24 protein-coding genes are annotated in these 23,987 nt (G+C 67.2%); 15 read left to right on the top strand and 9 right to left on the bottom strand.

Features of this window, described 5'->3' with window-relative positions; all coding sequences use genetic code 11:
* Positions 1–249: 249 nt before the first annotated feature.
* The gene (gene mscL / locus BMZ19_RS06440; RefSeq protein ID WP_090308612.1) at positions 250–660 is read right to left on the bottom strand and encodes a large-conductance mechanosensitive channel protein MscL; all 411 of its coding nucleotides are present in this window, start codon (positions 658–660) and stop codon (positions 250–252) included.
* Between the two features lie 77 nt (positions 661–737).
* Positions 738–986, bottom strand: coding sequence for an HP1242/YdcH family protein (locus BMZ19_RS06435; protein WP_090308609.1), 249 nt, complete (start codon positions 984–986; stop codon positions 738–740).
* A gap of 119 nt (positions 987–1,105) precedes the next feature.
* On the opposite strand from BMZ19_RS06435, the gene radA reads away from it, so the two are divergent.
* Positions 1,106–2,467, top strand: a complete 1,362-nt coding sequence (radA, locus tag BMZ19_RS06430) for a DNA repair protein RadA (RefSeq protein ID WP_090308606.1) — start codon at positions 1,106–1,108, stop codon at positions 2,465–2,467.
* A 10-nt stretch (positions 2,468–2,477) separates the two neighbouring features.
* On the opposite strand, the gene BMZ19_RS06425 is transcribed toward radA, so the two are convergent.
* Both BMZ19_RS06425 and glyA read right to left on the bottom strand, forming a co-directional pair.
* On the bottom strand, positions 2,478–2,846 hold the full coding sequence (locus tag BMZ19_RS06425; protein WP_090308604.1) for a PilZ domain-containing protein: 369 nt from the start codon (positions 2,844–2,846) through the stop codon (positions 2,478–2,480).
* Positions 2,847–3,033: 187 nt separating this feature from the next.
* Entirely contained in the window at positions 3,034–4,290 is a 1,257-nt protein-coding gene (gene glyA, locus BMZ19_RS06420; RefSeq protein ID WP_090308601.1) for a serine hydroxymethyltransferase, read from the bottom strand.
* A 277-nt stretch (positions 4,291–4,567) separates the two neighbouring features.
* On the opposite strand from glyA, the gene ettA reads away from it, so the two are divergent.
* Positions 4,568–6,232 carry an energy-dependent translational throttle protein EttA gene (gene ettA / locus BMZ19_RS06415; RefSeq protein WP_090308598.1) on the top strand — a complete coding sequence of 555 codons (1,665 nt, stop codon included), beginning with the start codon at positions 4,568–4,570 and terminating at the stop codon, positions 6,230–6,232.
* A 75-nt stretch (positions 6,233–6,307) separates the two neighbouring features.
* Here the strand turns inward: ettA and BMZ19_RS06410 are convergent, their stop codons facing one another.
* Positions 6,308–7,954 carry a response regulator gene (locus BMZ19_RS06410; RefSeq protein ID WP_090308594.1) on the bottom strand — a complete coding sequence of 549 codons (1,647 nt, stop codon included), beginning with the start codon at positions 7,952–7,954 and terminating at the stop codon, positions 6,308–6,310.
* A 229-nt stretch (positions 7,955–8,183) separates the two neighbouring features.
* Between BMZ19_RS06410 and BMZ19_RS06405 the strand changes: the two genes are divergently transcribed.
* A complete protein-coding gene (locus tag BMZ19_RS06405; RefSeq protein ID WP_090308591.1) occupies positions 8,184–8,507 on the top strand; it encodes a TraR/DksA C4-type zinc finger protein in 324 nt (107 codons plus the stop codon).
* A 15-nt stretch (positions 8,508–8,522) separates the two neighbouring features.
* Here the strand turns inward: BMZ19_RS06405 and BMZ19_RS06400 are convergent, their stop codons facing one another.
* Positions 8,523–9,023 (bottom strand): GreA/GreB family elongation factor, encoded by a 501-nt coding sequence (locus tag BMZ19_RS06400; RefSeq protein WP_090308588.1) that lies wholly within the window; start codon positions 9,021–9,023, stop codon positions 8,523–8,525.
* A gap of 293 nt (positions 9,024–9,316) precedes the next feature.
* On the opposite strand from BMZ19_RS06400, the gene BMZ19_RS06395 reads away from it, so the two are divergent.
* The 7 genes from BMZ19_RS06395 to bamJ all read left to right on the top strand — a co-directional run bounded on the left by BMZ19_RS06395 (position 9,317) and on the right by bamJ (position 15,987).
* Entirely contained in the window at positions 9,317–11,797 is a 2,481-nt protein-coding gene (locus BMZ19_RS06395) for a Lon protease family protein (RefSeq protein ID WP_090308584.1), read from the top strand.
* Between the two features lie 215 nt (positions 11,798–12,012).
* Positions 12,013–12,348, top strand: coding sequence for a PA4575 family protein (locus BMZ19_RS06390; protein WP_090308582.1), 336 nt, complete (start codon positions 12,013–12,015; stop codon positions 12,346–12,348).
* Between the two features lie 182 nt (positions 12,349–12,530).
* Positions 12,531–13,019, top strand: a complete 489-nt coding sequence (locus BMZ19_RS06385) for a TIGR00645 family protein (RefSeq protein WP_090308579.1) — start codon at positions 12,531–12,533, stop codon at positions 13,017–13,019.
* A 142-nt stretch (positions 13,020–13,161) separates the two neighbouring features.
* Positions 13,162–13,467 (top strand): DUF6482 family protein, encoded by a 306-nt coding sequence (locus tag BMZ19_RS06380; RefSeq protein ID WP_090308576.1) that lies wholly within the window; start codon positions 13,162–13,164, stop codon positions 13,465–13,467.
* A gap of 73 nt (positions 13,468–13,540) precedes the next feature.
* Positions 13,541–15,076 (top strand): cryptochrome/photolyase family protein, encoded by a 1,536-nt coding sequence (locus BMZ19_RS06375; protein ID WP_090308573.1) that lies wholly within the window; start codon positions 13,541–13,543, stop codon positions 15,074–15,076.
* Positions 15,073–15,216, top strand: coding sequence for a DUF2256 domain-containing protein (locus tag BMZ19_RS06370; protein WP_090308570.1), 144 nt, complete (start codon positions 15,073–15,075; stop codon positions 15,214–15,216). The genes BMZ19_RS06375 and BMZ19_RS06370 overlap by 4 nt, the downstream gene beginning before the upstream one ends.
* A gap of 153 nt (positions 15,217–15,369) precedes the next feature.
* The gene (gene bamJ / locus BMZ19_RS06365) at positions 15,370–15,987 is read left to right on the top strand and encodes a BamJ family beta-barrel-assembly machinery protein (RefSeq protein ID WP_090308568.1); all 618 of its coding nucleotides are present in this window, start codon (positions 15,370–15,372) and stop codon (positions 15,985–15,987) included.
* Positions 15,988–16,075: 88 nt separating this feature from the next.
* Here bamJ and BMZ19_RS06360 read toward each other — a convergent pair whose 3' ends face one another.
* On the bottom strand, positions 16,076–17,044 hold the full coding sequence (locus BMZ19_RS06360) for a polyprenyl synthetase family protein (protein ID WP_090308566.1): 969 nt from the start codon (positions 17,042–17,044) through the stop codon (positions 16,076–16,078).
* Positions 17,045–17,287: 243 nt separating this feature from the next.
* Here BMZ19_RS06360 and rplU point away from each other — a divergent pair, with 243 nt between their 5' ends.
* From rplU to BMZ19_RS06335, 5 genes are all read left to right on the top strand, one after another.
* Positions 17,288–17,599 (top strand): 50S ribosomal protein L21, encoded by a 312-nt coding sequence (gene rplU / locus BMZ19_RS06355; protein ID WP_090308563.1) that lies wholly within the window; start codon positions 17,288–17,290, stop codon positions 17,597–17,599.
* Between the two features lie 25 nt (positions 17,600–17,624).
* The gene (gene rpmA, locus BMZ19_RS06350) at positions 17,625–17,882 is read left to right on the top strand and encodes a 50S ribosomal protein L27 (RefSeq protein ID WP_090308561.1); all 258 of its coding nucleotides are present in this window, start codon (positions 17,625–17,627) and stop codon (positions 17,880–17,882) included.
* A gap of 96 nt (positions 17,883–17,978) precedes the next feature.
* Positions 17,979–19,199: an Obg family GTPase CgtA gene (cgtA, locus tag BMZ19_RS06345; RefSeq protein ID WP_090308558.1), complete on the top strand. Its 1,221-nt coding sequence runs from the start codon at positions 17,979–17,981 to the stop codon at positions 19,197–19,199.
* A 63-nt stretch (positions 19,200–19,262) separates the two neighbouring features.
* Positions 19,263–20,381 carry a glutamate 5-kinase gene (gene proB, locus BMZ19_RS06340; protein WP_090308555.1) on the top strand — a complete coding sequence of 373 codons (1,119 nt, stop codon included), beginning with the start codon at positions 19,263–19,265 and terminating at the stop codon, positions 20,379–20,381.
* Positions 20,382–20,389: 8 nt separating this feature from the next.
* Positions 20,390–20,860, top strand: coding sequence for a CreA family protein (locus tag BMZ19_RS06335; protein WP_090309162.1), 471 nt, complete (start codon positions 20,390–20,392; stop codon positions 20,858–20,860).
* A gap of 117 nt (positions 20,861–20,977) precedes the next feature.
* Here the strand turns inward: BMZ19_RS06335 and nuoN are convergent, their stop codons facing one another.
* Complete coding sequence (gene nuoN / locus BMZ19_RS06330) at positions 20,978–22,435, bottom strand: NADH-quinone oxidoreductase subunit NuoN (protein WP_090308552.1); 1,458 nt, start codon at positions 22,433–22,435, stop codon at positions 20,978–20,980.
* A gap of 8 nt (positions 22,436–22,443) precedes the next feature.
* Positions 22,444–23,973, bottom strand: a complete 1,530-nt coding sequence (gene nuoM, locus BMZ19_RS06325) for an NADH-quinone oxidoreductase subunit M (protein WP_090308549.1) — start codon at positions 23,971–23,973, stop codon at positions 22,444–22,446.
* Positions 23,974–23,987: the final 14 nt, after the last annotated feature.

Below are 23,987 nucleotides of genomic sequence, written 5' to 3'. Positions count from 1 at the left end.
TGCGTTGCAACGGAGCGAAGCGGAGTAACAGCCGGAGGCTGGCCCGCAGGGCGAGCGCAGCGAGTCAATCGGCTTCGGAATGCTCATTTGCAGCCAGCAAACTCCGCTTCCTCAGCCGATTTCGCGGGGCCGCCGAGGCCTTGCCTGACCTGCGCTCGCGACGTTTTCACACCATCTGGGGGTATGGCTCAACAAGGCCGGAAACGACAACGGCGCCCGAGGGGCGCCGTTGTGCGTTGTGCTGCTGGCCTACTTGTTCTGCTGCGCCCTGAGCAGGTCGCGGATTTCGCTGAGCAGCTCCTGATCTTTGGTGGGCGCCGGTGGTGCGGCCGGGGCGGCTTCCTCCTCGCGCTTGAGCTTGTTGATCACCTTGATGCCCATGAAGATGGCGAAGGCGATGATCACGAAGTCGATGATGGTCTGGATGAACTTGCCGTAGGCCAGCAGCACCGCCGGCGCTTCGCCTTCGGCGGCCTTGAGGGTGACGGCCAGGTCGGAGAAGTCCACCCCGCCGATGATGATGCCCAGTGGCGGCATGATCACGTCGCCGACCAGCGACGAGACGATCTTACCGAAGGCCGCGCCGATGATGATGCCGACGGCCATGTCGATCATGTTGCCCTTGACGGCGAAGGTCTTGAATTCCTGCAGAATGCTCATGGGACGCTCCCTGTGGTTGCGACTGGCCGGTCAGTGTAACCGGCCCGGGCGATTGGACAGATGCGCGGCGTGGCGGTTCAGCCGCCATTGGCCTTGCGCAGGCGCTCGGCAATCTGGTCCTTGAGCTGGACCCGTTCGTTCTTCAGGGCTTGCAGGGTGAGGTCGTCGAGGGCCTCGCGGCCGTCCTCCACCGCGTAGATGCGCTTGTCCAAGGTCTCGTAATGCAGGGCCATCTGGGCGAACTGGCCGTCACTGGCGTGCAGCTCGCGCAAGGCCTGGTGGTATTCCGGAAATTCGCGGTTCAGCGGATGGTGTTCGAGGGGCATGGCGATCACTCCCGAGAGGACTGTCCCAATCATCCTAGCTCACCGGGCGCCGGCGTCACGGCGAGCGACGGGCGGGGCGGGGCGCTATCATCGGGGCTTTTCCGCCCGAGGAGTTCTCCATGGCCAAGGCCAAGCGCATCTACGGCTGCACCGAGTGCGGCGCGACCTTCCCCAAATGGGCCGGCCAGTGCGGCGAGTGCGGCGCCTGGAACACCTTGGTGGAAACCGTGCTGGAGAGTTCGGCGACGCCCGCCGGACGCGGTGGCTGGGCCGGGCAGCAGGCCAACGTCAAGACCCTGGCCGAGGTCAGCGTCGAGGAGACGCCGCGCTTCTCCACCGCCTCCAGCGAGCTGGACCGCGTGCTCGGCGGCGGCCTGGTCGACGGCTCGGTAGTGCTGATCGGCGGCGACCCGGGCATCGGCAAGTCGACCATCCTGCTGCAGACCCTGTGCAGCCTGGCCCAGCGCATGCCGGCGCTGTACGTCACCGGCGAGGAGTCGCAGCAGCAGGTGGCCATGCGCGCGCGGCGCCTGGGTCTGCCGGAGGACAAGCTCAAGGTGATGACCGAGACCTGCATCGAAACCATCATCGCCACCGCCCGCCACGAGCAGCCGCGGGTGATGGTGATCGACTCGATCCAGACCATCTTCACCGAGCAGCTGCAGTCGGCGCCCGGAGGCGTCGCCCAAGTGCGCGAGAGCGCGGCGCTGCTGGTGCGCTTCGCCAAGCAGAGCGGCACGGCGATCTTCCTGGTCGGCCATGTCACCAAGGAGGGCGCGCTGGCAGGTCCCCGGGTGCTCGAGCACATGGTCGACACCGTGCTGTATTTCGAGGGTGAGTCGGACGGCCGCCTGCGCCTGCTGCGCGCGGTGAAGAACCGCTTCGGTGCGATCAACGAGCTGGGCGTGTTCGCCATGACCGACCGCGGCCTCAAGGAAGTCAGCAACCCTTCGGCGATCTTCCTCACCCGCGCCCAGGAGGAGGTGCCGGGCAGCGTGGTGATGGCCACCTGGGAGGGCTCGCGGCCGATGCTGGTGGAGGTGCAGGCGCTGGTCGACACCAGCCACATGGCCAACCCGCGTCGCGTCACCTTAGGGCTAGACCCCAACCGCCTGGCCATGCTGCTGGCCGTGCTGCACCGCCACGGCAGCATCCCCACCTACGACCAGGACGTGTTCCTCAACGTGGTCGGCGGGGTCAAGGTGCTGGAGACCGCTTCGGATCTGGCGTTGCTCGCCGCAGTGATGTCCAGCCTGCGCAACAAGCCGCTGCCCCACGACCTGCTGGTGTTCGGCGAGATCGGCCTGTCCGGCGAGATCCGCCCGGTGCCCAGCGGCCAGGAGCGCCTCAAGGAGGCCGCCAAGCACGGCTTCAAGCGCGCCATCGTGCCCAAGGGCAACGCGCCCAAGGAGGCACCGCCGGGTCTGAGCGTGGTCGCAGTAACTCGCCTGGAGCAGGCGCTGGATGCGTTGTTCGAGTAGCGACTGTGTCTTAGCCGTGCACCAAGGCGCTGAGTTCGCGCTCCAGGAGGTCGCTGCTGCCCAGGTTCAGCTCGATGAGTCGGCGCAGGTGGGTGATCGAATCGAGATCGATTTCTCGGCAGTAGAAGCCGAGCATGTCGTCATTCTCGTGGGCCAGCGCCACCGTCATAAGCACCTCGACATTCGGGCCGAGCTGGAGGCTGGCGTGGATCGCAGTATTGGCCTGCGTTTCCCAGCCGGCTGGGCGGTTGACCAGCAGGCCCTTGAGGGACAGGTCGTGCAGTTTGACCGTCCAGCGCTGCAGGCCCTGCAACAACTCGATGTCGGCATCGAAGGGTATGCGCTGGAAGCGGCGGCGCTCGCGGGACTGGTCAGGCATGGAGATACTCCGTTGTTATTTTGGGAACTGTAAACCAAGCCGGGCACGACTCGTTGCCGAAGGTCATCCTGCGCGTCGGGCAACTGATCGTGGCGGAAGGAATGCGGGTTGGCCTCGGCGCTGATCCGGGGAGGGACAATAAAGAAACCCGGCCGAGGCCGGGTTTCTTCAGTGCAGCGCGTGAGCCTTAGTTGCCGTACACCGGCAGCTTGGCGCAGACGGCCTTGACCTTCTCGCGCACGGCGTCGATCACCGACTCGTCGCCCATGTTCTGCAGGATGTCGCAGATCCAGCCGGCCAGCTCGCGGCACTCGGTCTCGCCGAAGCCGCGGGTGGTCACGGCCGGGGTGCCGATGCGCAGGCCGGAGGTGACGAACGGCGAGCGCGGGTCGTTCGGCACGGCGTTCTTGTTGACGGTGATGAAGGCGCGGCCCAGGGCGGCGTCCGCGTCCTTGCCGGTGATGTCCTGCTTGATCAGCGAGAGCAGGAACAGGTGGTTCTGGGTGCCGCCGGAAACCACGTCGAAGCCGCGCTCGACGAACACTTCGGCCATGGCCTGGGCGTTCTTCACCACCTGCTGCTGGTAGGCCTTGAATTCGGGGCTCAGCGCTTCCTTGAAGCACACCGCCTTGGCGGCGATCACGTGCATCAGCGGGCCGCCCTGGCCGCCCGGGAACACGGCGGAGTTCAGCTTCTTCTCGATCTCTTCGTTGGCCTTGGCGAGGATCAGGCCGCCGCGCGGACCGCGCAGGGTCTTGTGGGTGGTGGTGGTGACCACGTCGGCGAACGGTACCGGGTTCGGGTAGACGCCGGCGGCGACCAGACCGGCCACGTGGGCCATGTCGACGAACAGGTAGGCACCGACCTTGTCGGCGATCTCGCGGAAGCGTGGGAAGTCCAGCACCTGCGAGTAGGCGGAGAAGCCGGCGATGATCATCTTCGGCTGGTGCTCGACGGCCAGGCGCTCGACCTCGTCGTAGTCGATCAGGCCGGTCTCCGGATTGAGGCCGTACTGCACGGCGTTGTAGATCTTGCCGGAGAAGTTGACGCTGGCGCCGTGGGTCAGGTGACCGCCGTGGGCCAGGCTCATGCCCAGCACGGTGTCGCCCGGCTTGACCAGCGCCTGGAATACCGCGCTGTTGGCCTGGCTGCCGGCGTGCGGCTGGACGTTGGCGTAGTCGGCGCCGAACAGCTCCTTGGCGCGGTCGATGGCCAGCTGCTCGACGATGTCGACGTACTCGCAGCCGCCGTAGTAGCGCTTGTGCGGGTAGCCTTCGGCGTACTTGTTGGTCAGCACGCTGCCCTGGGCTTCCATCACCGCCGGGCTGGTGTAGTTCTCCGAGGCGATCAGCTCGATGTGCTCTTCCTGGCGCTGGGCTTCTTGCTCCATGGCGGCAAACAGGTCGGCGTCATAACGGGCGAGGGTCAAATCACGGCTGAACATGGCGGTCCTCTGGGGAGCAGGGCGAATAAGGGGGGAATCAAGCGCGATATTCTACCCGAATGCTGCGGCACTGGCACATGAATGGCGATCAAGCGGCGGACAAGCGGCCCTCATCTGCTGCGTCGCGCGACAGGCGCTCCGCCAGTCCCCGCGGTTTGCCCTGCATGGCGCATTTCGGGTAGCTTTGCGCCACGCGCGCGAGGCGCCGGCAGGCCAAGCCATTGGCCGCCGCAGTCGCCGCCTCGCCCATCCGTATCGTCAACCACTCAGGTTCGTCATGGCTCAATACGTTTTCACCATGCATCGGCTCGGCAAGGTCGTGCCGCCGAAGCGCCAGATTCTCAAGGACATCTCCCTGTCGTTCTTCCCCGGCGCGAAGATCGGCGTGCTCGGCCTGAACGGCTCGGGCAAGTCGACCCTGCTGCGCATCATGGCCGGCGTGGACACCGAGTTCGAGGGTGAAGCCCGGCCGATGCCGGGGATCAAGATCGGCTACCTGCCCCAGGAGCCGCAGCTCGATCCGGAAAAGACCGTGCGTGACATCGTCGAGGAGGCGGTGGGCGAGGTGAAGGACGCCCAGGCCCGCCTGGACGCCGTGTACGCCGCCTACGCCGAGCCGGACGCCGACTTCGACGCCTTGGCCGCCGAGCAGGCCAAGCTGGAGGCGATCCTGCAGGCTTCCGACGGCCACAACCTCGAGCGCCAGCTGGAAGTCGCCGCCGACGCCCTGCGCCTGCCGGCCTGGGACGCCAGGATCGAGCACCTCTCCGGTGGCGAGAAGCGCCGCGTGGCGCTGTGCCGCCTGCTGTTGTCGGCTCCCGACATGCTGCTGCTGGACGAACCGACCAACCACCTGGACGCCGACTCGGTGGCCTGGCTGGAGCGCTTCCTCCACGACTTCCCCGGCACCGTGGTGGCGATCACCCACGACCGCTACTTCCTCGACAACGTCGCCGGCTGGATTCTCGAGCTCGACCGCGGCCAGGGCATCCCCTTCGAGGGCAACTACTCGCAGTGGCTGGAATCCAAGGCCGCCCGTCTGGCCCAGGAGTCCAAGCAGGAAGCCTCCCACGCCAAGGCCATGAAGGCCGAGCTGGAATGGGTGCGCCAGGGCGCCAAGGCCCGCCAGGCCAAGTCCAAGGCGCGTCTGCAGCGCTTCGAGGAAATGCAGTCGCAGGAATTCCAGAAGCGCAGCGAGACCAACGAGATCTACATCCCGGCCGGTCCGCGCCTGGGCGACAAGGTCATCGAGTTCAACGGCGTGTGCAAGGGCTACGGCGACCGCCAGCTGATCGACGATCTGAGCTTCAGCCTGCCCAAGGGCGCCATCGTCGGGGTGATCGGCGGCAACGGCGCGGGCAAGTCGACCCTGTTCCGCATGATCCTCGGTCGTGAACAGCCGGATTCCGGGACCATCGACATCGGCGAGAGCGTGCAGATCGCCAGCGTCGACCAGAGCCGCGAAAACCTCGACGGCAGCAAGACCGTGTGGGAGCAGGTCTCCGACGGCTTCGACATGATCAAGGTGGGCAACTACGAGGTGCCCTCGCGTGGCTACGTCGGCCGCTTCAACTTCAAGGGTGGCGACCAGCAGAAGTTCGTCAAGGACCTCTCCGGCGGTGAGCGCGGTCGCCTGCACCTGGCGCTGACCCTCAAGCAGGGCGGCAACGTGCTGCTGCTCGACGAACCGTCCAACGACCTCGACGTGGAAACCCTGCGTGCCCTGGAAGAGGCGCTGCTCGACTTCCCCGGCGCGGCCATCGTGATCTCCCACGATCGCTGGTTCCTCGACCGCATCGCCACCCACATCCTCTCCTACGAGGACGACGCCAAGGTGTACTTCTTCGAAGGCAACTACACCGAGTTCGAGGCCGACCGCAAGAAGCGCCTCGGCGACGCGGCCGCCCAGCCGCACCGGGTGCGCTACAAGAAGCTGGCCTGATCGGTTGGCGGCATGAAAGAACGGAGCCCTCGGGCTCCGTTTTTTTATCGCCGCGTGTTCGGGGCTGCGAGTGGCTCAGGCCAGCGCCTCGTGCAGGTGGCGCAGCGAGCTGGTGAAGGTCTCCACCCGGTTGCGGCCGGCATGCTTGGCGCGGTACAGCGCCTCGTCGGCATGGCTGGCCAGCGCCTTGGCCTCCTGTTCGCCGTGCAGTTCGGCGATGCCGCAGCTGAACGAGCAGCTCAGGTCCTGCGGCTGGGCCGGGAAGTGGATCTCGGCAAAGCGCCGGCGGATGTCGTCGAGCACCCGTGCGGCGGTGGCGGCGTCGGTGTCCGGCAGGACCACGGCGAACTCCTCGCCGCCGTAGCGACCGATATGGTCGCTCTTGCGCAGGCGCTGCTTGAGGAACAGCGCCAGGCTCTTGATCACCCGGTCGCCCATCGGATGGCCGTAGCGGTCGTTGACCTGCTTGAAGTGGTCGATGTCGAGCATGGCGAAGGACAGCGGCTGCTGGTCGCGGCGCGCCCGCACGCGGGCATCCTCGAGCAGCTGGAGGATGTGGGTGTGGTTGTACAGCCCGGTGAGGCTGTCGCGCACCATGCGCGCCTTGAGGTTGCGCGCGCGTGCCGCGCGGTTGCGCACGGTGGCGATCAGGTGGCGCGCCTGGATCGGCTTGGTCAGGAAGTCGTCGCCGCCCTCGCCCATGGCGTCGAGCTGCTTGTCTATGTCGTCCTCGGCGGACAGGTAGATGATCGGCACGCTGACGTAGCGCTCGTGGTGGCGGATCACCTTGGCCAGCTCGGTGCCCAGGCACTCGGGCATGTACATGTCGAGGATGATCAGGTCGGGCTGGAAGTCGCCGAGCGCGGCCATCACCTGGATCGGGTCGGTGAGGCTGCGAGTGATGATCCCGGCGCTGTTGAGCATGCGTTCGGTGAAGGTGGTCTGCGCCCGCGAGTCGTCGACGATCAGCACCTTGTAGGGTTCGGTCTGGGTGAGGCGGGTCAGGTCCTCGAGACGCTCGAGCAGGGTCGAGGCATCCAGGCTGCCGCTGAAGAAGTCCTCGCCGCCGGCGCGCACCGCGGCCAGGCGCGTGCGGGTATCGGCCTCCTGCTCGCTGAAGAACAGCACTGGCAGCTTGTGCTCGAGGCCCTGCTGGGCCTCTTCGGCCAGTTGCAGGCCGCCGCCGTTGCCGGCGAAGTCGACTTCCATGACGATGGCGGCGGGGTGGCGCTGGCGCAGCGCCTTGCGGAAGGCTTCGGCGCTGTCCAGCGGCAGCGCGGTGAAGCCGAAGAACTCCAGCTGACGGGCCAGGCGCTCGCTGCGCTCGCCATCCAGCAGGGCCAGGTAGATCGGCTTGCGCAGCAGGCTGAGGATGCCCGGGTCGCTGCCATCGCCCTGGCGCAGGCCGCTGCGCGCCAGACGCTGCATCAGGCTGTCGAGCTCGCCGATCAGCGCGCTGTTGAGGCGCCCGCGGTTGGCCTCGACGGCCTGCAGACATTGCTCGATGGCACTGGCCAACTGGGCGTGGAGCGGTTGCTGGAAGCGCTCGGCGCACTGGCCGAGGCGCTGGTTGGCTGCCAGCAGTTCGTCCCGGTAGACGCTGCTCCAGGCGCTGTGCTGCAGGCGCTGCCAGAGTTCCAGCACCTGGCGGGCTTGGTGGAGCACCCGCTGGGCGAAATGCTGCTTGAGGCGATCACTGCTGAGCTCTGCATGCTCGGTCATGTTGCCGGTTCCCTGGCTTGTTTGCGGCAGAGGGACGTACTGGCTGCAAGCTGTCGCCCATCCCTAGTGAGTAAACGCATGAGTATAGCTGCCGTTTGTTGCGTCTGTGCGCCTAACGGCAACGGTCGATTCTGCGCCTCGGCTGCCGACGATTAGTTGATCGACGTCACTGCAAAGCGGTCAGAAGCAACCAGACTGTAAAGCACTATCGACTGCCGGAGTGCTCGAGATGACCGCCATTGCCGATCCCCGTACCGTCCTCGACGCCCTGGCGGCCGAGTACACCCAGCGCGCCGAGGCGATTCGCCGCAATCTGCTCAGCCCGCATTCGTCGAGCTTCCCGGAGCAGGCCGTGGAGCGGCAGAACGATGATGTGCTGCGCTCCCTGCTGGCCGAGGCCGAGCGCGGTCTGCAGGAAGTGGCGCATGCCCGCGCGCGTCTGGCCGAGGGGCGCTACGGCATCTGCACCGCTTGTGGCGCGACCATTGCGCCGGCGCGCCTGGCCGCGCTGCCGGCGGCCGAGCTGTGCGTGGACTGCGCCGCGCACTCCTGACGCGGCGGTCGGCCGCTACGGGCGTTGCGGGATGATTTCGAGAATATCGATCAGGCAATCGCCCGCCGGGCGCCGCCAGACCACCTCGTCGCCGGGGGCGGCGCCGAGCAGCGCGCGGCCCAGTGGCGAGTTCCAGTTGATCTTGCCCGCGGCGGCATCGGCTTCATCCTCGCCGACCAGCTGCACCTCGTGCTCGTGGCCGCGGGCATCGGCGAAGGCCACCCGGCTGCCGATCTGTACTTGGTCGCGCGAGGTCGCCGGCGGCACCAGCTGCGCACTGCGGACCCGCTGGCGCAGGTAGCGCAGGTCGCGCTCGAGTTCCGCCAGGCGCTGCTTGTCCGCCTGTTCGCCGCGCGCCTGTTCCGCGCCCAGCGCCTGGGTGCTCGCCGCCAGCCGCTCCTGCAGCTGCTGCAGGCCATGGGCGGTGACATAGTTGGGCTGGGTGTCGATGCGCCGCTCGATCGGCGGGTCGGTCTGGTCGGCAGCCCGATCCTCATTGACGAATGCTCGGCTCATGGCGGCGGCTCCTGCGGCGGCGTGCACACACTCTCGAGTGTCGCGCGCCGGGCGACGGCGGCCAACCACCGCGCGACGAATGCGTCGTTGTGGCGCGGGGCGGCTGGGCGTCGCCGGTGTTTGCGGCGGCGCATCACGCCGCCCCCGGCCGATCCTTGTCAATCGGGGGCGATGGGTCAACAATCGGCTGCAGTCCGGCCCGGGCGCGCCACTGTCGACAGTGGCGTGCCCGGGCCGCAGCAGCGCGGCGCCCAGCCTGCCGCGCACGCCTGTCACCTTTGCGGAACCCCTTGATGGCCGACTTCCAACAATCCCTTCGCCTGCAGCCCGAACAGCTCGGCAGCCAGTTCAGCCCCGAACTCCTGACTTTCGCCAGTACCGACGAGCTGGAGCCGTTTCGCGGCGTGCTCGGCCAGGAGCGCGCGGTCGCCGCCCTGCAGTTCGGCGTGGCCATGCCGCGCCCCGGTTACAACGTGTTCGTCATGGGCGAGCCGGGCACCGGGCGCTTCTCCTTCGTGCGCCGCTATCTCAAGGCCGAGGCCAAGCGCCAGGCCACCCCGAGCGACTGGCTGTACGTCAACAATTTCGACGAGCCGCGCGAGCCGCGCGCCCTGGAGCTGACTTCCGGCAGTGCGCAGACGCTGATGGCCGACGTCGATCAGCTGATCGACAACCTGCTGGCGACCTTTCCGGCGGTATTCGAGACGCCGACCTTCCAGCAGAAGAAGAGTGCCATCGACCGCGCTTTCAACCAGCGTTACGACCGTGCCCTGGACGTGATCGAGAAGCTGGCGCTGGAGAAGGACGTCGCCCTGTATCGCGACAGCACCAACATCGCCTTCACGCCGATGAAGGACGGCAAGGCGCTGGACGAGGCGGACTTCGCCCAGCTGCCGGAGGCCGAACGCGAGCGCTTCCACGACGACATCGCCAGCCTCGAGGAGAGCCTCAACGAGGAGCTGGTCGGCCTGCCGCAGTGGAAGCGCGAGTCGAGCAACCAGCTGCGCCAGCTCAACGAGGAAACCATCACCCTGGCTCTGGAGCCGTTGCTGGCGCCGCTGTCGCAGAAGTACGCGGAAAATGCCGGAGTCTGTGCCTGGCTGCAGGGCATGCAGGTCAACCTGCTGAAGACCGTGGTCGACCAACTGGTCGAGGACACCCGCCCGGATGCGCAGAAACGCCAGGGCCTGGTGGAGTATTACAGCCCCAGTCTGGTGGTCGGCCATGCCCACGATGGCGGTGCGCCAGTGGTGTTCGAGTCGCACCCGACCTACGACAACCTGTTCGGCCGCATCGAGTACAGCTCCGACCAGGGCGCGCTGTACACCAGCTACCGCCAGCTGCGCCCGGGCGCGCTGCACCGCGCCAACGGCGGCTTCCTGATTCTCGAGGCGGAGAAGCTGCTGTCCGAGCCGTTCGTCTGGGATGCGCTCAAGCGCGCCCTGCACTCGCGCCAGCTGAAGATGGAGTCGCCGCTGGCCGAACTGGGCCGCCTGGCCACCGTCACCCTGACCCCGCAGGTGCTGCCGCTGCAGGTCAAGGTGGTGATCGTCGGCGCGCGACAGATCTACTACGCGCTGCAGGAGCTGGACCCGGACTTCCAGGAGATGTTCCGCGTGCTGGCCGACTTCGAGGAGGACATCGCCCTTAGCGAGGACAGCCTCGAGCAGTTCGCCCAGCTGCTGAAGACGCGCACCTCCGAGGAGGGCATGGCGCCGCTGACCAACGACGCCGTGGCGCGTCTGGCGACCTACAGCGCCCGTCTAGCCGAGCACCAGGGGCGTCTGTCGGCACGCATCGGCGACCTGTTCCAGCTGGTCAGCGAGGCCGACTTCATGCGCCAGCTGGCCGGCGCCGCGCTGACCGACATCGGCCACATCGAGCGTGCGCTGAAGGCCAAGGCCACCCGCACCGGCCGGGTGTCGGCGCGCATCCTCGACGACATGCTGGCCGGGGTGATCCTCATCGATACCGCCGGCGCGGCGATGGGCAAGTGCAACGGCCTGACCGTGCTGGAGGTCGGCGACTCGGCGTTCGGCGTGCCGGCGCGGATTTCCGCCACCGTCTATCCGGGCAGCTCGGGGATCGTCGACATCGAGCGCGAGGTCAGCCTCGGCCAGCCGATCCACTCCAAGGGGGTGATGATCCTCACCGGCTACCTGGGCAGCCGCTATGCCCAGGAGTTCCCACTGGAGATCTCGGCGAGCATCGCCCTCGAGCAGTCCTACGGCTACGTCGACGGCGACAGCGCCTCGCTCGGCGAGGTGTGCACGCTGATCTCGGCGCTGTCGCGCACCCCGCTCAAGCAGTGCTTCGCCATCACCGGCTCGATCAACCAGTTCGGCGAGGTACAGGCGGTCGGTGGGGTCAACGAGAAGATCGAGGGCTTCTTCCGCCTCTGCGAGGCGCGCGGTCTGTCCGGCGAGCAGGGGGTGATCATCCCCCACGCCAATATCTGCAACCTGATGCTCGACGAGCGGGTGATCCAGGCGGTACGTACCGGGTTGTTCAACGTCTACGCCGTGCGCACGGTGGACGAGGCGCTGAGCCTGCTGGTTGGCGAGCCGGCCGGCGCCGCCGACGAGTGCGGCGTGTTCCCCGAGGGAAGCGTGAATGCGCGGGTGGTCGAGCGCCTGCGCGAGATTGCCGAGATCGACAGCGACGACGAGGACGACGAGGAGGAGGGCGCGGACAAGGCGGACAAGGCCGCGGCCACCGCGGCTGCTGTCGAGTCGGACCGGCCAGCCCGCAAGGCCCGCCGCCTGCGGCGCTGAGCCCGGCGTCGGGCGGTTCGACGGAGGGGAGGGCATGCCGTGTGCGGCTGGCGATTTTTTGTCCAGTCAGCCGCGGGCGGCATGCCATGGCCGTCCGGTTGATCTGCCCCCGCGCCATGCACAAGGTTATCCACAGAACGCGGGGATAACCGGCGCCTTTCCAGATGGCCGCCACAGGACTAGGATCAATACAGGTCCCTGCGAGGAGCGTGGCCATGTTGCGTCAATTCTGTCTGACCCGGCAGAGTCCGGGAATCGTCACTCGCATCGAGTGTGCCATCCGCCCGCTGGCTGGTGAGCAGGGCTTGTGGACACTGCTGTGTGCCGCCGGTCTGAGCGCCACCCAGCCTTCGGCGATCAAGGCGCAAGGCCCGTTCCACGGGCCTGCCGAGGCCGAAGGAGTGCTCGAGGAGATCATCGAGAACCTGCAGTGCCAGGGCTACCGGCCGGTCGACGAACCGTCGATCTGGTGTCTGCATCTGCAGGCGGAGCTGCGCCGGCAGAACGCCGGGCGTGGTCATCCACCGCGGGGCTTCAGTCTGCTGTCATGACCCTGCATCGGCGCCGCCATCGTCTGCATGGCTGCGCCTGTGCCAGGAGTGCAGCGTTCTGGCGCCATTCATTCAGGTTTCGTCCACACAGTTATCCACAGGTTGTCCGGCAGCTGCAGCTGCCGGAGTAGAGGTGTGCCCGCTATACTGGGTGCCCCCTTGTTCACTGCTGTGCCTCTCTCATGGAACGATTCATCGAAAACACCATGTATGCCTCGCGCTGGCTGCTGGCGCCGATCTATCTCGGGCTGTCGCTGGCCCTGCTGGCGTTGGCCCTAAAGTTCTTCCAGGAAATCTTCCATGTCCTGCCCCATGTGTTCGAACTGGCCGAGGCCGAGCTGATCCTGGTGCTGCTGTCCCTGATCGACATGGCGCTGGTCGGCGGCCTGCTGGTGATGGTGATGATTTCCGGCTACGAGAACTTCGTCTCCCAGCTCGACATCGACGAGGGCAAGGAGAAGCTCGACTGGCTGGGCAAGATGGATTCCGGCTCGCTGAAGATGAAGGTGGCCGCCTCGATCGTGGCGATCTCCTCGATCCACCTACTGCGCATGTTCATGGACGCGCAGAAGATCCCCAACGACAAATTGATGTGGTACGTGATCATCCACATGACCTTCGTTGCCTCGGCCTTTGCCATGGCCTATGTGGACAAGCTGACCAAGCACTGATCCCGCACCCCGCGTTGTCTTGCACCGCCCGTCTTGCCTCCGGCAGACGGGCGGTGGCGTTTTCGCCTTGCGGAGGATTGATATTGTACAAATACTGTACCTGCTGCATTGTTTGTATAGATTGGCGGCCGAGGTGATTGCCATGAACCTGCACGACCTTTCCTCCCACGCCCTTGCCGGTCGCATCGACGGCCTCGACCTGATCTCCCTGGAGGGCGGCATCTACGTCCTCGAGGCGCAGATGGACGGCCGCCCGCACAGCCTGGTCGACGAGCACGGGCGCGTCTGGCACCTGCGCTCGGTGGAGCACGCCCGCGATCTGCTGCAGGAGGTGCCACTGCTGCCGTTCCACCTGGTCCACCACTCGCCCTACGACGAGATGTGCGGCCTGGCCGAGGGGCGTCGCGAACCGTTGCGCGTGCCGATCGGCATGCGTTCGCAGTGGTGACGGAGGCTGTGTCGGCGCCTGCACCTGCGCCGGCATCCCGAGACGGAGAGCGTCGAGCTGTGAGTGACGGATCATGAGTATTGGCGCCCTGCGCCTGGTCCTCGGCGATCAGTTGTGCTTCGACCTGGCCGCGCTGGACGGCCTCGACCCGCTGCGCGACCGCGTGCTGCTCGCCGAGGTGGCCGAGGAGGCCGGTCATGTGCCGCACCATCCGCAGAAGCTCGCCTTCCTGTTCAGCGCCATGCGCCACTTCGCCCAGGCGCTGCGCGAGCGCGGCGTGGCGGTGGACTACGTGACCCTCGACGATCCGGACAACAGCGGCTCGCTGGCCGGCGAGCTGGCGCGTTGCGCCGCCCGGCATCGGCCCGAGAGCATCCATGTCACCGAGGCCGGCGACTGGCGGGTCGAGCAGGCGCTCAAGGCCAGCGGCCTGCCGATTGTCTGGCACGCCGACCGACGCTTTCTCTGCTCGCGGGCCGAGTTCGCCCGCTGGGCGCGCGGCAGGAAGCAGCTGCGCATGGAGTTCTTCTATCGCGAGATGCGCCGCCAGAGCGGCCTGCTGCTGCACCCGGACGGCACGCCCGAGGGCGGCGCCTGGAACTTCGACGCCGACAACCGCAAGGCGCTGCCCAAGGGGCTGCGCGGCCCGCTGGCGGTGCGCTTCGCCCCGGACGCCATCACCCACGAGGTGCTGGCGCTGGTGGCCGAGCGCTTCGCCCACCACTACGGGCGCCTCGACGGCTTCGACTACCCGGTGACCCATGCCGAGGCGCAGGCGCTGTGGCAGCACTTCCTCGATTTCGGTCTGGCCGCCTTCGGCGACTACCAGGACGCCATGGCCAGCGGCGAGCCGTTCCTGTTCCATGCGCGGATCAGCGCCGCACTCAACGTCGGCCTGCTCGACGTGCGCCGGTTGTGCGCCGACGTGGAGACGGCCTACCGCGAGGGGCGGGTGGCGCTGAACTCCGCCGAGGGCTTCATCCGCCAGCTGATCGGCTGGCGCGAGTACGTGCGTGGCATCTACTGGCTGCAGATGCCCGACTACGCGCAACGCAACGCCTTCGGCAACACGCGGGCGCTGCCGGCGTTCTACTGGAGCGGGCAGACGCGGATGAACTGCATGCGTCAGGCCATCGGCCAGACCCTCGAGCATGCCTACGCCCACCACATCCAGCGGCTGATGGTCACCGGCAACTTCGCCCTGCTCGCCGGAATCGCGCCGCCGGCGCTGTGCGACTGGTATCTGGCGGTATACATGGACGCCTTCGACTGGGTGGAACTGCCCAACGTGCTGGGCATGGTGCTACACGCCGACGGCGGCTACCTGGGCTCCAAGCCCTACTGTGCCAGCGGCCAGTACATCAAGCGCATGTCGGACTACTGCCAGGGCTGCGCGTACAAGGTGAGCGAAAGCGCCACGGAGGACGCCTGCCCGTTCAACGCGCTGTACTGGCACTTCCTGCTTCGCCACCGCGAGCGGCTGAAGGGCAATCCGCGGATGGGCATGGTCTACAAGAACCTGGCGCGCATGGACGAGGCGAAACGCCAGGCGCTGTGGCGGCGCGGCGAGGCGCTGCTGGCGCGGCTGGATGCCGGGGAGGCGTTGTGAGGAAGAAGGCCGATCTGCCGGTGAAACACTGCGCGGTGTGCGGCCTGCCGTTCGCCTGGCGCAGGAAGTGGGCGCGCTGCTGGGACGAGGTGCGCTACTGCTCGGAGCGCTGCCGGCGCGGGCGGGCCGGCGCACGCTGACTGCAGGGGCGAGCTTGCTCGCGATGCTCCGCTTTAAACCTGCCGCCTGATCGCCAGCAGGCTGGATCCTGCAGAGGCCGGCCTTGGCGGCCCCGGCCGGGCGGTGCCTGTGCTAGTCTGGCCGGCCATTTTTTCCGCCTCAGTGGAGTTCCCATGTCCCAACTCGACCTTTCCACCGACGAAGCCCGCGTCAGCTACGGCATCGGCCGCCAGCTCGGTGGTCAGCTGCGTGACAACCCGCCGCCCGGCGCCAGCCTGGAAGCCATCCTCGCCGGTCTGTCTGACGCCTACAACAACGCCGACAGCCGCGTGCCGGACGAGGCGATGAACGCCAGCTTCCAAGTGATCCGCGAGCGCATGCAGGCGGAGCAGGCCGCCAAGGCCGAGCAGGCTGCCCAGGCCGGGCGCGACTACCTGGTCGAAAACGCCAAGCGCGAAGGCGTCACCGTGCTGGCCTCCGGCCTGCAGTTCGAAGTGCTGGTGGCGGGCGAAGGCGCCAAGCCGAGCGCCGAGGACCAGGTGCGCACCCACTACCACGGCACCCTGATCGACGGCACCGTGTTCGACAGCTCCTACGAGCGTGGCCAGCCGGCGGAGTTCCCGGTCGGCGGCGTGATCCCGGGCTGGGTCGAGGCCCTGCAGCTGATGAACGCCGGCAGCAAGTGGCGCCTGCACGTGCCGAGCGAGCTGGCCTACGGTGCCCAGTCCGTCGGCAGCATCCCGGCGCACAGCGTGCTGGTATTCGACGTCGAGCTGCTGGACATCCTGTAATACGCGTTTTCCCGCGCCCTGGGGGCGCGGGAAACGAAAACGCCCGTCGCGGCCAGGCCGGACGGGCGTTTTGCTGTTCGGGAAAAACTTAGTGGGTGCGGGCGACGGCGAACTCGGTCAGCTCCACCAGCGCATCGCGGTACTCGCTGGCCGGCAGGGCGTCCAGGCAGGCGATGGCGCGGGCGGCGTGCTCGCGAGCCTGGCGGGCTGTGTAGTCGAGGGCGCCGGAGGCTTCCACGGCGGCGAGGATGGCGTCGAGATTCTCGATGCCGCCCTGCTGGATGGCCTGGCGCACCAGCGCGGCTTGTTCCGGGGTACCTTCGCGCATGGCGTAGATCAGCGGCAGGGTGGGCTTGCCCTCGGCCAGGTCGTCGCCGACGTTCTTGCCCAGGGTGGCGGCGTCGCCGCGGTAGTCGAGCAGGTCGTCGACCAGCTGGAAGGCGATGCCCAGGGCGTCGCCGAAGCTGCGCAGGGCTTCGGCCTGGGCGGCGCTGGCGCCGGCCAGCAGGGCGGCGCTGTGGGTGGAGGCCTCGAACAGCATCGCGGTCTTGCCGCGGATGACCTCCATATAGATCTCTTCGGTGGTGCTGGCGTCGCGGATCTTCGACAGCTGCAGCACCTCGCCCTCGGCGATCACCCGGGTGGCGTTGGCCAGCACCTGCATCACCGGCAGCTCACCGAGTTCGACCAGCATCTCGAAGGAGCGTGCATAGAGGAAGTCGCCGACCAGCACGCTGGGCGCGTTGCCCCACAGGGCGTTGGCGGTGGAGCGGCCGCGGCGCATGCCGGACTTGTCGACCACGTCGTCATGCAGCAGGGTGGCGGTGTGCAGGAACTCGATGGTGGCAGCCAGCAGGTTGAGGCGCTCGCCGCGGGCAGCGAGGGCATTGCCAGCGAGGAGGACCAGCAGCGGGCGCAGGCGCTTGCCGCCGGCGGAGGTGATGTAGTCGCCGATCTTCTCCACCAGGGGAACGCGCGAGGCGAGTTGGCGGCGGATGATGCCGTCGACGGCGGTGAAATCGTCCGCCACCACGCGGTAAAAGGCCTGGGGTTGCATCAGCTGTCACGGCTCCTCTGAGGTTGCGCGGCATGCTAGGTGGCGGGTCTGGCACTGTCAAGGCGAGCCGGGGGCGCACTTGCCTGCTCGCGCGGCTTTGCGTACAATCCTCGGCCCGAACTTCCCTGGCACTCCCTGCCTTACGCAATTGCATCGACGACCTTGTTCCAGCGTCATGCAGCCATGCTGGCCAATAACTCCTTCACTAAAGCGCCAGGTGAGCAGGTCTAACGGAGACATTCCATGTACGCAGTAATTGTTACCGGCGGCAAGCAGTACAAAGTCGCTGAAGGCGAATACCTCAAGATTGAAAAGCTCGACGTAGCCACCGGCGAAAGCGTTGCTTTCGACAAGGTTCTGCTGGTCGCCAATGGCGATGACGTGCAGATCGGCGCGCCGGTTGTGGCTGGTGCCAAAGTCACCGCCGAAGTGATCGCCCAAGGCCGTCACGACAAGGTGACCATCATCAAGTTCCGTCGCCGCAAGCACCACATGAAGCGTCAGGGCCACCGTCAGTGGTTCACTGAAATCAAGATCACCGGCATTCAGGCCTGATCCCTTTTTCTGGAGATATTGACTCATGGCACACAAAAAAGCTGGCGGTTCTACCCGCAACGGCCGCGACTCAGAAGCTAAACGCCTTGGCGTGAAGATGTACGGCAGCCAGGCTGCAGTAGCCGGCAACATCCTCGTGCGTCAGCGCGGCACCAAGTTCCACGCCGGTGTCGGCGTCGGCATGGGCAAGGACCACACCCTGTTCGCCAAGGTGAACGGCGTGGTGAAGTTCGAGACCAAGGGTGCCTTCGGTCGCAAATACGTGAGCATCGTGGCCAACTGATCACGTGCTTGCTGAAAGAGCCCTGTCTGCTGACAGGGCTTTTTTGTTTGTACATCCCTTGCTCTAATAACCCGCCCAGGGCGGGAGGCGTTACCCATGAAATTCGTCGATGAAGTGTCCATCCATGTGCAGGCCGGTGACGGTGGCAACGGCTGCATGAGTTTTCGCCGCGAAAAATTCGTGCCCAATGGTGGTCCGGATGGCGGCGACGGCGGTGACGGCGGCTCGATCTGGCTCGAAGCCGACAGCAACCTCAACACCCTGGTGGATTACCGCTACACCCGCCGTTTCAATGCCCAGCGCGGGCAGAACGGTGGCAGCAAGGATTGCACCGGGAGCAAGGGTGAAGACATGACCCTGCCGGTGCCGGTCGGCACCACGGTGATCGATGCCGGCACCCAGGAAATCATCGGCGACCTGACCAAGTCCGGGCAGCGTCTGCTGGTGGCCCATGGCGGCTGGCACGGCCTGGGCAACACCCGCTTCAAGTCGAGCACCAACCGCGCACCGCGGCAGACCAGCCACGGCAAGCCGGGCGAGGCGCGCGATCTCAAGCTGGAGCTCAAGGTGCTGGCCGACGTCGGCCTGCTGGGCATGCCCAATGCCGGCAAGAGCACCCTGATCCGCGCGGTGTCCGCCGCTAAACCGAAGGTCGCCGACTACCCGTTCACCACCCTGGTGCCGAATCTCGGCGTGGTCAGCGTAGGCCGCCTGAAGAGCTTCGTGATCGCCGACATTCCCGGCCTGATCGAAGGCGCTGCCGAAGGCGCTGGCTTGGGCATCCGCTTCCTCAAGCACCTGGCGCGTACCCGCCTGCTGCTGCACCTCGTCGACATGGCGCCGCTGGACGAGTCCGATCCGGCCGAAGCCGCCGCGGCGATCATCAACGAACTGGGCCGCTTCAGCCCGGCGTTGACCCAGCGCGACCGCTGGCTGGTGCTCAACAAGGCCGACCAGCTGCTCGACGACGAGCGCGAAGAGCGCATGCGCGAGGTGATCGCGCGCCTGGACTGGAAGGGCCCGGTCTACGTGATCTCCGCGCTGGAGCGCGAAGGTACCGACAAGCTGTGCGGCGACATCATGAACTACATCGACGAGCGCACCCAGCGGATTGCCGAGGAACCGGCGTTCGCGGAGGCCGTCGCCGCGCTGGACCAGCAGATCGAGGACGAGGCGCGTGCCCGCCTGCAGGAGCTCGACGATGCCCGCGCGCTGCGCCGTGCCGGGGTCAAGAGCGCCGAGGCGGTGGAAGACGATGAGGATGACTTCGACGACGAGGACGACGGCGACGGGCCGGAAATCTTCTACGTCCGCTGACGTCCGTGTGAGGCGGGGCCGCCCGGCGGCCCCGGATCAAGCCTGATTGCAAGGTTGCAGAACATGCGTGAGAAGGTGAGCAAGGCCCGTCGCTGGGTGGTGAAGATTGGCAGTGCGCTGCTGACCGCCGACGGCCGTGGCCTCGACCGCGACGCCATGGCGGTGTGGGTCGAACAGATGGTGGCGCTGCGCCGGGCCGGCGTGGAGCTGGTGCTGGTGTCCTCCGGGGCGGTGGCGGCAGGGATGAGCCGGCTGGGCTGGAATGCCCGGCCGAGTACAATTCACCAGCTGCAGGCCGCTGCCGCGGTGGGCCAGATGGGCCTGATCCAGGCTTGGGAGTCGAGCTTCGCCGAGCACCAGCTGCAGACCGCCCAGGTGCTGCTGACCCACGACGATCTCTCCGACCGCAAGCGTTACCTCAATGCCCGTAGCACCCTGCGTACCCTGGTCGATCTCGGCGTGATTCCGGTGATCAACGAGAACGACACGGTGGTCACCGACGAGATCCGCTTCGGCGACAACGACACCCTGGCCGCGCTGGTGGCCAACCTGGTGGAAGCCGACCTGCTGGTGATCCTCACCGACCGCGACGGCATGTTCGACGCCGACCCGCGGCACAATCCCGATGCCCAGCTGATCTTCGAAGCGCGTGCCGACGATCCGGCGCTCGACGCCGTGGCCGGCGGCACCGGCGGCGCGCTGGGCCGCGGCGGCATGCAGACCAAGCTGCGCGCGGCGCGTCTGGCCGCCCGTTCCGGGGCCAACACCATCATCATTGGCGGGCGCATCGAGCGCGTGCTCGATCGCCTCAAGGGCGGCGAGCGCCTCGGCACCCTGCTGACCCCCGAGCGCGGCCGGCATGCCGCGCGCAAGCAGTGGCTGGCCGGCCACCTGCAGACCCGCGGCAGCCTGGAGCTGGATGCCGGCGCCGTGCGCGCCCTGCTCGAGCAGCGCAAGAGCCTGCTGCCGGTCGGCGTCACCGCGGTGGACGGCAACTTCCGCCGAGGCGAGATGGTGGTCTGCCTCGGCCCGGACGGCCGCGAGGTGGCTCGCGGCCTGGTCAACTACAGCGCCGCCGATGCCCAGCGGATCATCGGCCTGAGTACCGAAGCTATCGAGCAGGAGCTCGGCTACATCGACGAGCCGGAGCTGGTGCACCGCGACAACCTGGTACTGGTATGAGGATGACCATGCGCAAGCTGCTCAAGCCGCTGGCTGCCGCCCTGGCGCTGGTCGCCGGCGCTGCCCAGGCCGAGACCATCGGCGAAGTGTCCACCGTGTTCAAGCTGCTCGGCCCCAACCACAAGATCGTCGTCGAGGCGTTCGACGATCCCAAGGTAGACGGGGTGACCTGCTACTTGTCACGGGCCAAGACCGGCGGCATCAAGGGCGGCCTGGGCCTGGCCGAGGACCGCGCCGAGGCGTCGATCGCCTGCCGCCAGGTCGGCCCGATCCGCTTCCGCGAGCAGCTGGAAGACGGCGAGGAGGTGTTCAAGGAACGCACCTCGCTGGTGTTCAAGAGCATGCAGGTGGTGCGGTTCTTCGACCAGAAGCGCAACACGCTGGTGTACATGGTCTACAGCGACCGCATCATCGAAGGCAGCCCGCAGAACTCGGTCACCGCCATTCCGATCCTGGCCTGGCCGCAGGCAGCGAACTGACTGCGAGAGCCGCAGGGTAGGTTAGCCGCGTAGCGGCATAACACGCGCTACAGAGACAGCAGAACAAAAAGCCGGTCGGGTTGCCCCGACCGGCTTTTTGTTTGCCTGAGTTATGCCTCAGAAGCCGACGTTCTGCGCCACCGCCAGCAGCGGCTGCGGATACACGCCGAGCAGCAGGGTCAGGCCGGCCACCACCAGCAGCATGATGCCGCCGGCACGCTGGGCCCAGTGCAGCGGCGCGTCGCGGCGCTGCAGGCTGGGTTCGACGAGGAACAGGGTGACCATCACCCGCAGGTAGTAGAACACCGCGATGGCGCTGCCGAGGATCAGTGCGCCGAGCAGCCACCACTGCTGGCTTTCGACGCCGGCGGCGACCACGTAGAACTTGCCGATGAAGCCGGCGGTCAGCGGAATGCCGGCCAGCGACAGCATCATGGTGGCCAGCACCGCGGTCAGGTACGGACGGCGCCAGAACAGGCCGCGATACTCGAACAGCGCGTCGCAGTCGCGGCCCTGGTAGGGCGTCGACATCAGGGTGATCACCCCGAAGGCGCCCAGGCTGGTCAGCACGTAGGTGAACAGGTAGACGCCGATGGCCTCGCTGGCGATGCCCTTGCTGGCGATCAGCGCAATCAGCAGGTAGCCGAAGTGGGCGATCGACGAGTAGCCGAGCAGGCGCTTGAGGTTGTTCTGCAGCAGCGCCAGCAGGTTGCCGACCAGGATCGAGGCGACCGCCAGCAGGCTCAGCAGATGCCCCGGCCAGCCGTCGGCGAAGGCCGGCGAGATCTGGTACAGGCGCAGCAGCACGGCGAACACGGCGACCTTGCTGGCGGTGGCAAGGAACGCCGCCACCGGCGCCGGGGCGCCTTCGTAGACGTCAGGGGTCCACAGGTGGAAGGGCACCAGCGACAGCTTGAAGGCCAGGCCGACCAGCATCATGCCGACGCCGATCTGCACCAGCTGGGCCGGCGCGCCGGCGGCCAGCGAGGCGCCGATGGCGGCGAAGCTCAGGCTGCCGGACTCGGCGTACAGCAGGGCCATGCCGAACAACAGGAAGGCGCTGCCTGCGGCGGAGAGCACCATGTACTTGATGCCGGCTTCCAGCGAGCGGCGGTTGAAGAAGGCGTAGGCGATCAGTCCGTAGGTCGGCACCGACAGCAGTTCCAGGCCGATGAACAGGCCGGCCAGGTGCTGGGCGCTGACCAGCACGATGCCGCCGGCACAGGCCAGCAGCATCAGCAGGTACAGCTCCTCGCGGTTGCCCGGATAGCCCTTGCCCGACGCGCCGCCCAGATAGGCGTGGGTCAGGGTCAGGCAGGCCAGGGTCGCGGCGATGATCAGCGCGCTGTAGTAGGCGGCGAAGCTGTCGATGCGCAGCAGCGGGGTGACTTCCAGCGGCGTCACGCCGAGGGCCGGGATGATCGCCAGCAGGGCCAGATTGAGGCCGAGCACCGAGAGCAGGAAGGTCTGCCCGTGGTGGCGCTTCCAGGCGATCGCCAGCATGACGACCACCGCGGTGGCGCCGGTGACCAGCAGCGGCAGCAGGGCGGTCAGGTGTTGAGTGGTGAATTCCATAGCGCTACTTACCGGGCCGATTCAAGTTGGGAGAGGGCAGCGCCCAGCCATTGCTGCACGCCCTGCATGCTGGCGGCCGAGGTGTCGAGCACCGGCTGCGGATAGACGCCGAGCAGGATTAGCAGCACCGCCAAGCCCAGCACCATGGCCAGCTCGCGGGAGTCCAGGCCGGTCAGGGCGCTGTCGGCCTTGGCCGGGCCGAAGTAGGCGCGGTGGATCATGCACAGGGCGTACACCGAGCCCAGCACCAGGCCGCTGGTGGCCAGCACGGCGATCCACGGCTGGCTCTGGAAGGTGCCGAGCAGGACGAGGATCTCGCCGACGAAGTTGCCGGTGCCGGGCAGGCCCAGCGCCGCGGCGGCGAAGAACAGGCTGATCGCCGGCAGCCACGGCATGCGCCCCCACAGGCCGCCCATGGCACGGAAGTCACGGGTGTGCAGGCGCTCGTAGAGCTGGCCGCTGAGGATGAACAGCGCGGCGGCGGACAGGCCGTGGGCGAGCATCTGCACCACCGCGCCCTGCAGCGCCAGCAGGCTGCCGGAGTAGATGGCGATCAGGATGAAGCCCATGTGCGACACGCTGGAGTAGGCGATCAGGCGCTTGATGTCGGTCTGCGCGAAGGCCGCCAGGGCGCCGTAGACGATGGCGAACACGCCGAGGCCCATGGCGATCGGCGCGAACTCCGCCGAGGCGTTGGGGAACAGCGGCAGGCAGAAGCGAATCATGCCGTACGCGGCGGTCTTCAGCAGGATGCCGGCCAGGTCCACGGAGCCGGCGGTCGGCGCTTGGGCGTGGGCGTCCGGCAGCCAGGAGTGCACCGGCACCACCGGGAACTTCACCGCGAAGGCGATGAAGAAGCCGAGCATCAGCAGGTACTCGGTGCCCGGCGCCAGTTCGGTCTGCAGCAGGTCGGCGTAGTTGAAGGTCAGCACGCCGCTCTGTTCGAAGTGGACGAACACCAGGGCGAGGATCGCCACCAGCATGATCAGGCCGCTGGCCTGGGTGTAGATGAAGAACTTGGTGGCCGCGTTGATGCGGCTCTTGCCGGTGCTGCCGCTGTGACCCCAGAGCGCGATGAGGAAGTACATCGGCACCAGCATCACTTCCCAGAAGAAGAAGAACAGGAACAGGTCGACGGCGAGGAACACGCCGACCACGCCACTGAGGATCCACAGCAGGTTGAGGTGGAAGAAGCCGACGCGCTTCTGGATCTCGTTCCACGAGCAGACCACCGAGAGCACGCCGAGCAGGCCGGTGAGCACCACCATCAGCACCGACAGGCCGTCCAGGGCCAGATGGATGCTGATGCCGAAGCGCGCGATCCACGGGGTCTGGAACTCGTAGGCCCAGGCCGGTGCGGCGCCCGGCGCGGGCGCCAGGCTGAAGTCGGCGGAGCCCCACAGCCACAGGCCGAGGCCGAGCAGCAGGGTCATGCTCAGCAGGGCGATCCAGCGGGTCAGGACGGCGCCGAAGCGCTCGCCCTGCCAGCAGAGCAGGCCGCCGATGAAGGGAATCAGGATTAGCCAGGGCAGAATCATGACGGGCCGTTTTC

It is taken from the genome of Pseudomonas linyingensis, from assembly GCF_900109175.1.
In the GTDB taxonomy this organism is placed as follows: Bacteria; Pseudomonadota; Gammaproteobacteria; order Pseudomonadales; family Pseudomonadaceae; genus Geopseudomonas; species Geopseudomonas linyingensis.
Note: the sequence above shows the minus strand (reverse complement) of the source record. Positions and strands in the feature narration are given on the sequence as shown.

Excerpts from the sequence above, each read along its gene's own strand:
- mscL (WP_090308612.1), bottom strand. The coding sequence starts at position 660 with ATGAGCATTCTGCAGGAATTCAAGACCTTCGCCGTCAAGGGCAACATG.
- BMZ19_RS06435 (WP_090308609.1), bottom strand. The coding sequence starts at position 986 with ATGCCCCTCGAACACCATCCGCTGAACCGCGAATTTCCGGAATACCAC.
- radA (WP_090308606.1), top strand. The coding sequence starts at position 1,106 with ATGGCCAAGGCCAAGCGCATCTACGGCTGCACCGAGTGCGGCGCGACC.
- BMZ19_RS06425 (WP_090308604.1), bottom strand. The coding sequence starts at position 2,846 with ATGCCTGACCAGTCCCGCGAGCGCCGCCGCTTCCAGCGCATACCCTTC.
- glyA (WP_090308601.1), bottom strand. The coding sequence starts at position 4,290 with ATGTTCAGCCGTGATTTGACCCTCGCCCGTTATGACGCCGACCTGTTT.
- ettA (WP_090308598.1), top strand. The coding sequence starts at position 4,568 with ATGGCTCAATACGTTTTCACCATGCATCGGCTCGGCAAGGTCGTGCCG.
- BMZ19_RS06410 (WP_090308594.1), bottom strand. The coding sequence starts at position 7,954 with ATGACCGAGCATGCAGAGCTCAGCAGTGATCGCCTCAAGCAGCATTTC.
- BMZ19_RS06405 (WP_090308591.1), top strand. The coding sequence starts at position 8,184 with ATGACCGCCATTGCCGATCCCCGTACCGTCCTCGACGCCCTGGCGGCC.
- BMZ19_RS06400 (WP_090308588.1), bottom strand. The coding sequence starts at position 9,023 with ATGAGCCGAGCATTCGTCAATGAGGATCGGGCTGCCGACCAGACCGAC.
- BMZ19_RS06395 (WP_090308584.1), top strand. The coding sequence starts at position 9,317 with ATGGCCGACTTCCAACAATCCCTTCGCCTGCAGCCCGAACAGCTCGGC.
- BMZ19_RS06390 (WP_090308582.1), top strand. The coding sequence starts at position 12,013 with ATGTTGCGTCAATTCTGTCTGACCCGGCAGAGTCCGGGAATCGTCACT.
- BMZ19_RS06385 (WP_090308579.1), top strand. The coding sequence starts at position 12,531 with ATGGAACGATTCATCGAAAACACCATGTATGCCTCGCGCTGGCTGCTG.
- BMZ19_RS06380 (WP_090308576.1), top strand. The coding sequence starts at position 13,162 with ATGAACCTGCACGACCTTTCCTCCCACGCCCTTGCCGGTCGCATCGAC.
- BMZ19_RS06375 (WP_090308573.1), top strand. The coding sequence starts at position 13,541 with ATGAGTATTGGCGCCCTGCGCCTGGTCCTCGGCGATCAGTTGTGCTTC.
- bamJ (WP_090308568.1), top strand. The coding sequence starts at position 15,370 with ATGTCCCAACTCGACCTTTCCACCGACGAAGCCCGCGTCAGCTACGGC.
- BMZ19_RS06360 (WP_090308566.1), bottom strand. The coding sequence starts at position 17,044 with ATGCAACCCCAGGCCTTTTACCGCGTGGTGGCGGACGATTTCACCGCC.
- rplU (WP_090308563.1), top strand. The coding sequence starts at position 17,288 with ATGTACGCAGTAATTGTTACCGGCGGCAAGCAGTACAAAGTCGCTGAA.
- rpmA (WP_090308561.1), top strand. The coding sequence starts at position 17,625 with ATGGCACACAAAAAAGCTGGCGGTTCTACCCGCAACGGCCGCGACTCA.
- cgtA (WP_090308558.1), top strand. The coding sequence starts at position 17,979 with ATGAAATTCGTCGATGAAGTGTCCATCCATGTGCAGGCCGGTGACGGT.
- proB (WP_090308555.1), top strand. The coding sequence starts at position 19,263 with ATGCGTGAGAAGGTGAGCAAGGCCCGTCGCTGGGTGGTGAAGATTGGC.
- BMZ19_RS06335 (WP_090309162.1), top strand. The coding sequence starts at position 20,390 with ATGCGCAAGCTGCTCAAGCCGCTGGCTGCCGCCCTGGCGCTGGTCGCC.
- nuoN (WP_090308552.1), bottom strand. The coding sequence starts at position 22,435 with ATGGAATTCACCACTCAACACCTGACCGCCCTGCTGCCGCTGCTGGTC.
- nuoM (WP_090308549.1), bottom strand. The coding sequence starts at position 23,973 with ATGATTCTGCCCTGGCTAATCCTGATTCCCTTCATCGGCGGCCTGCTC.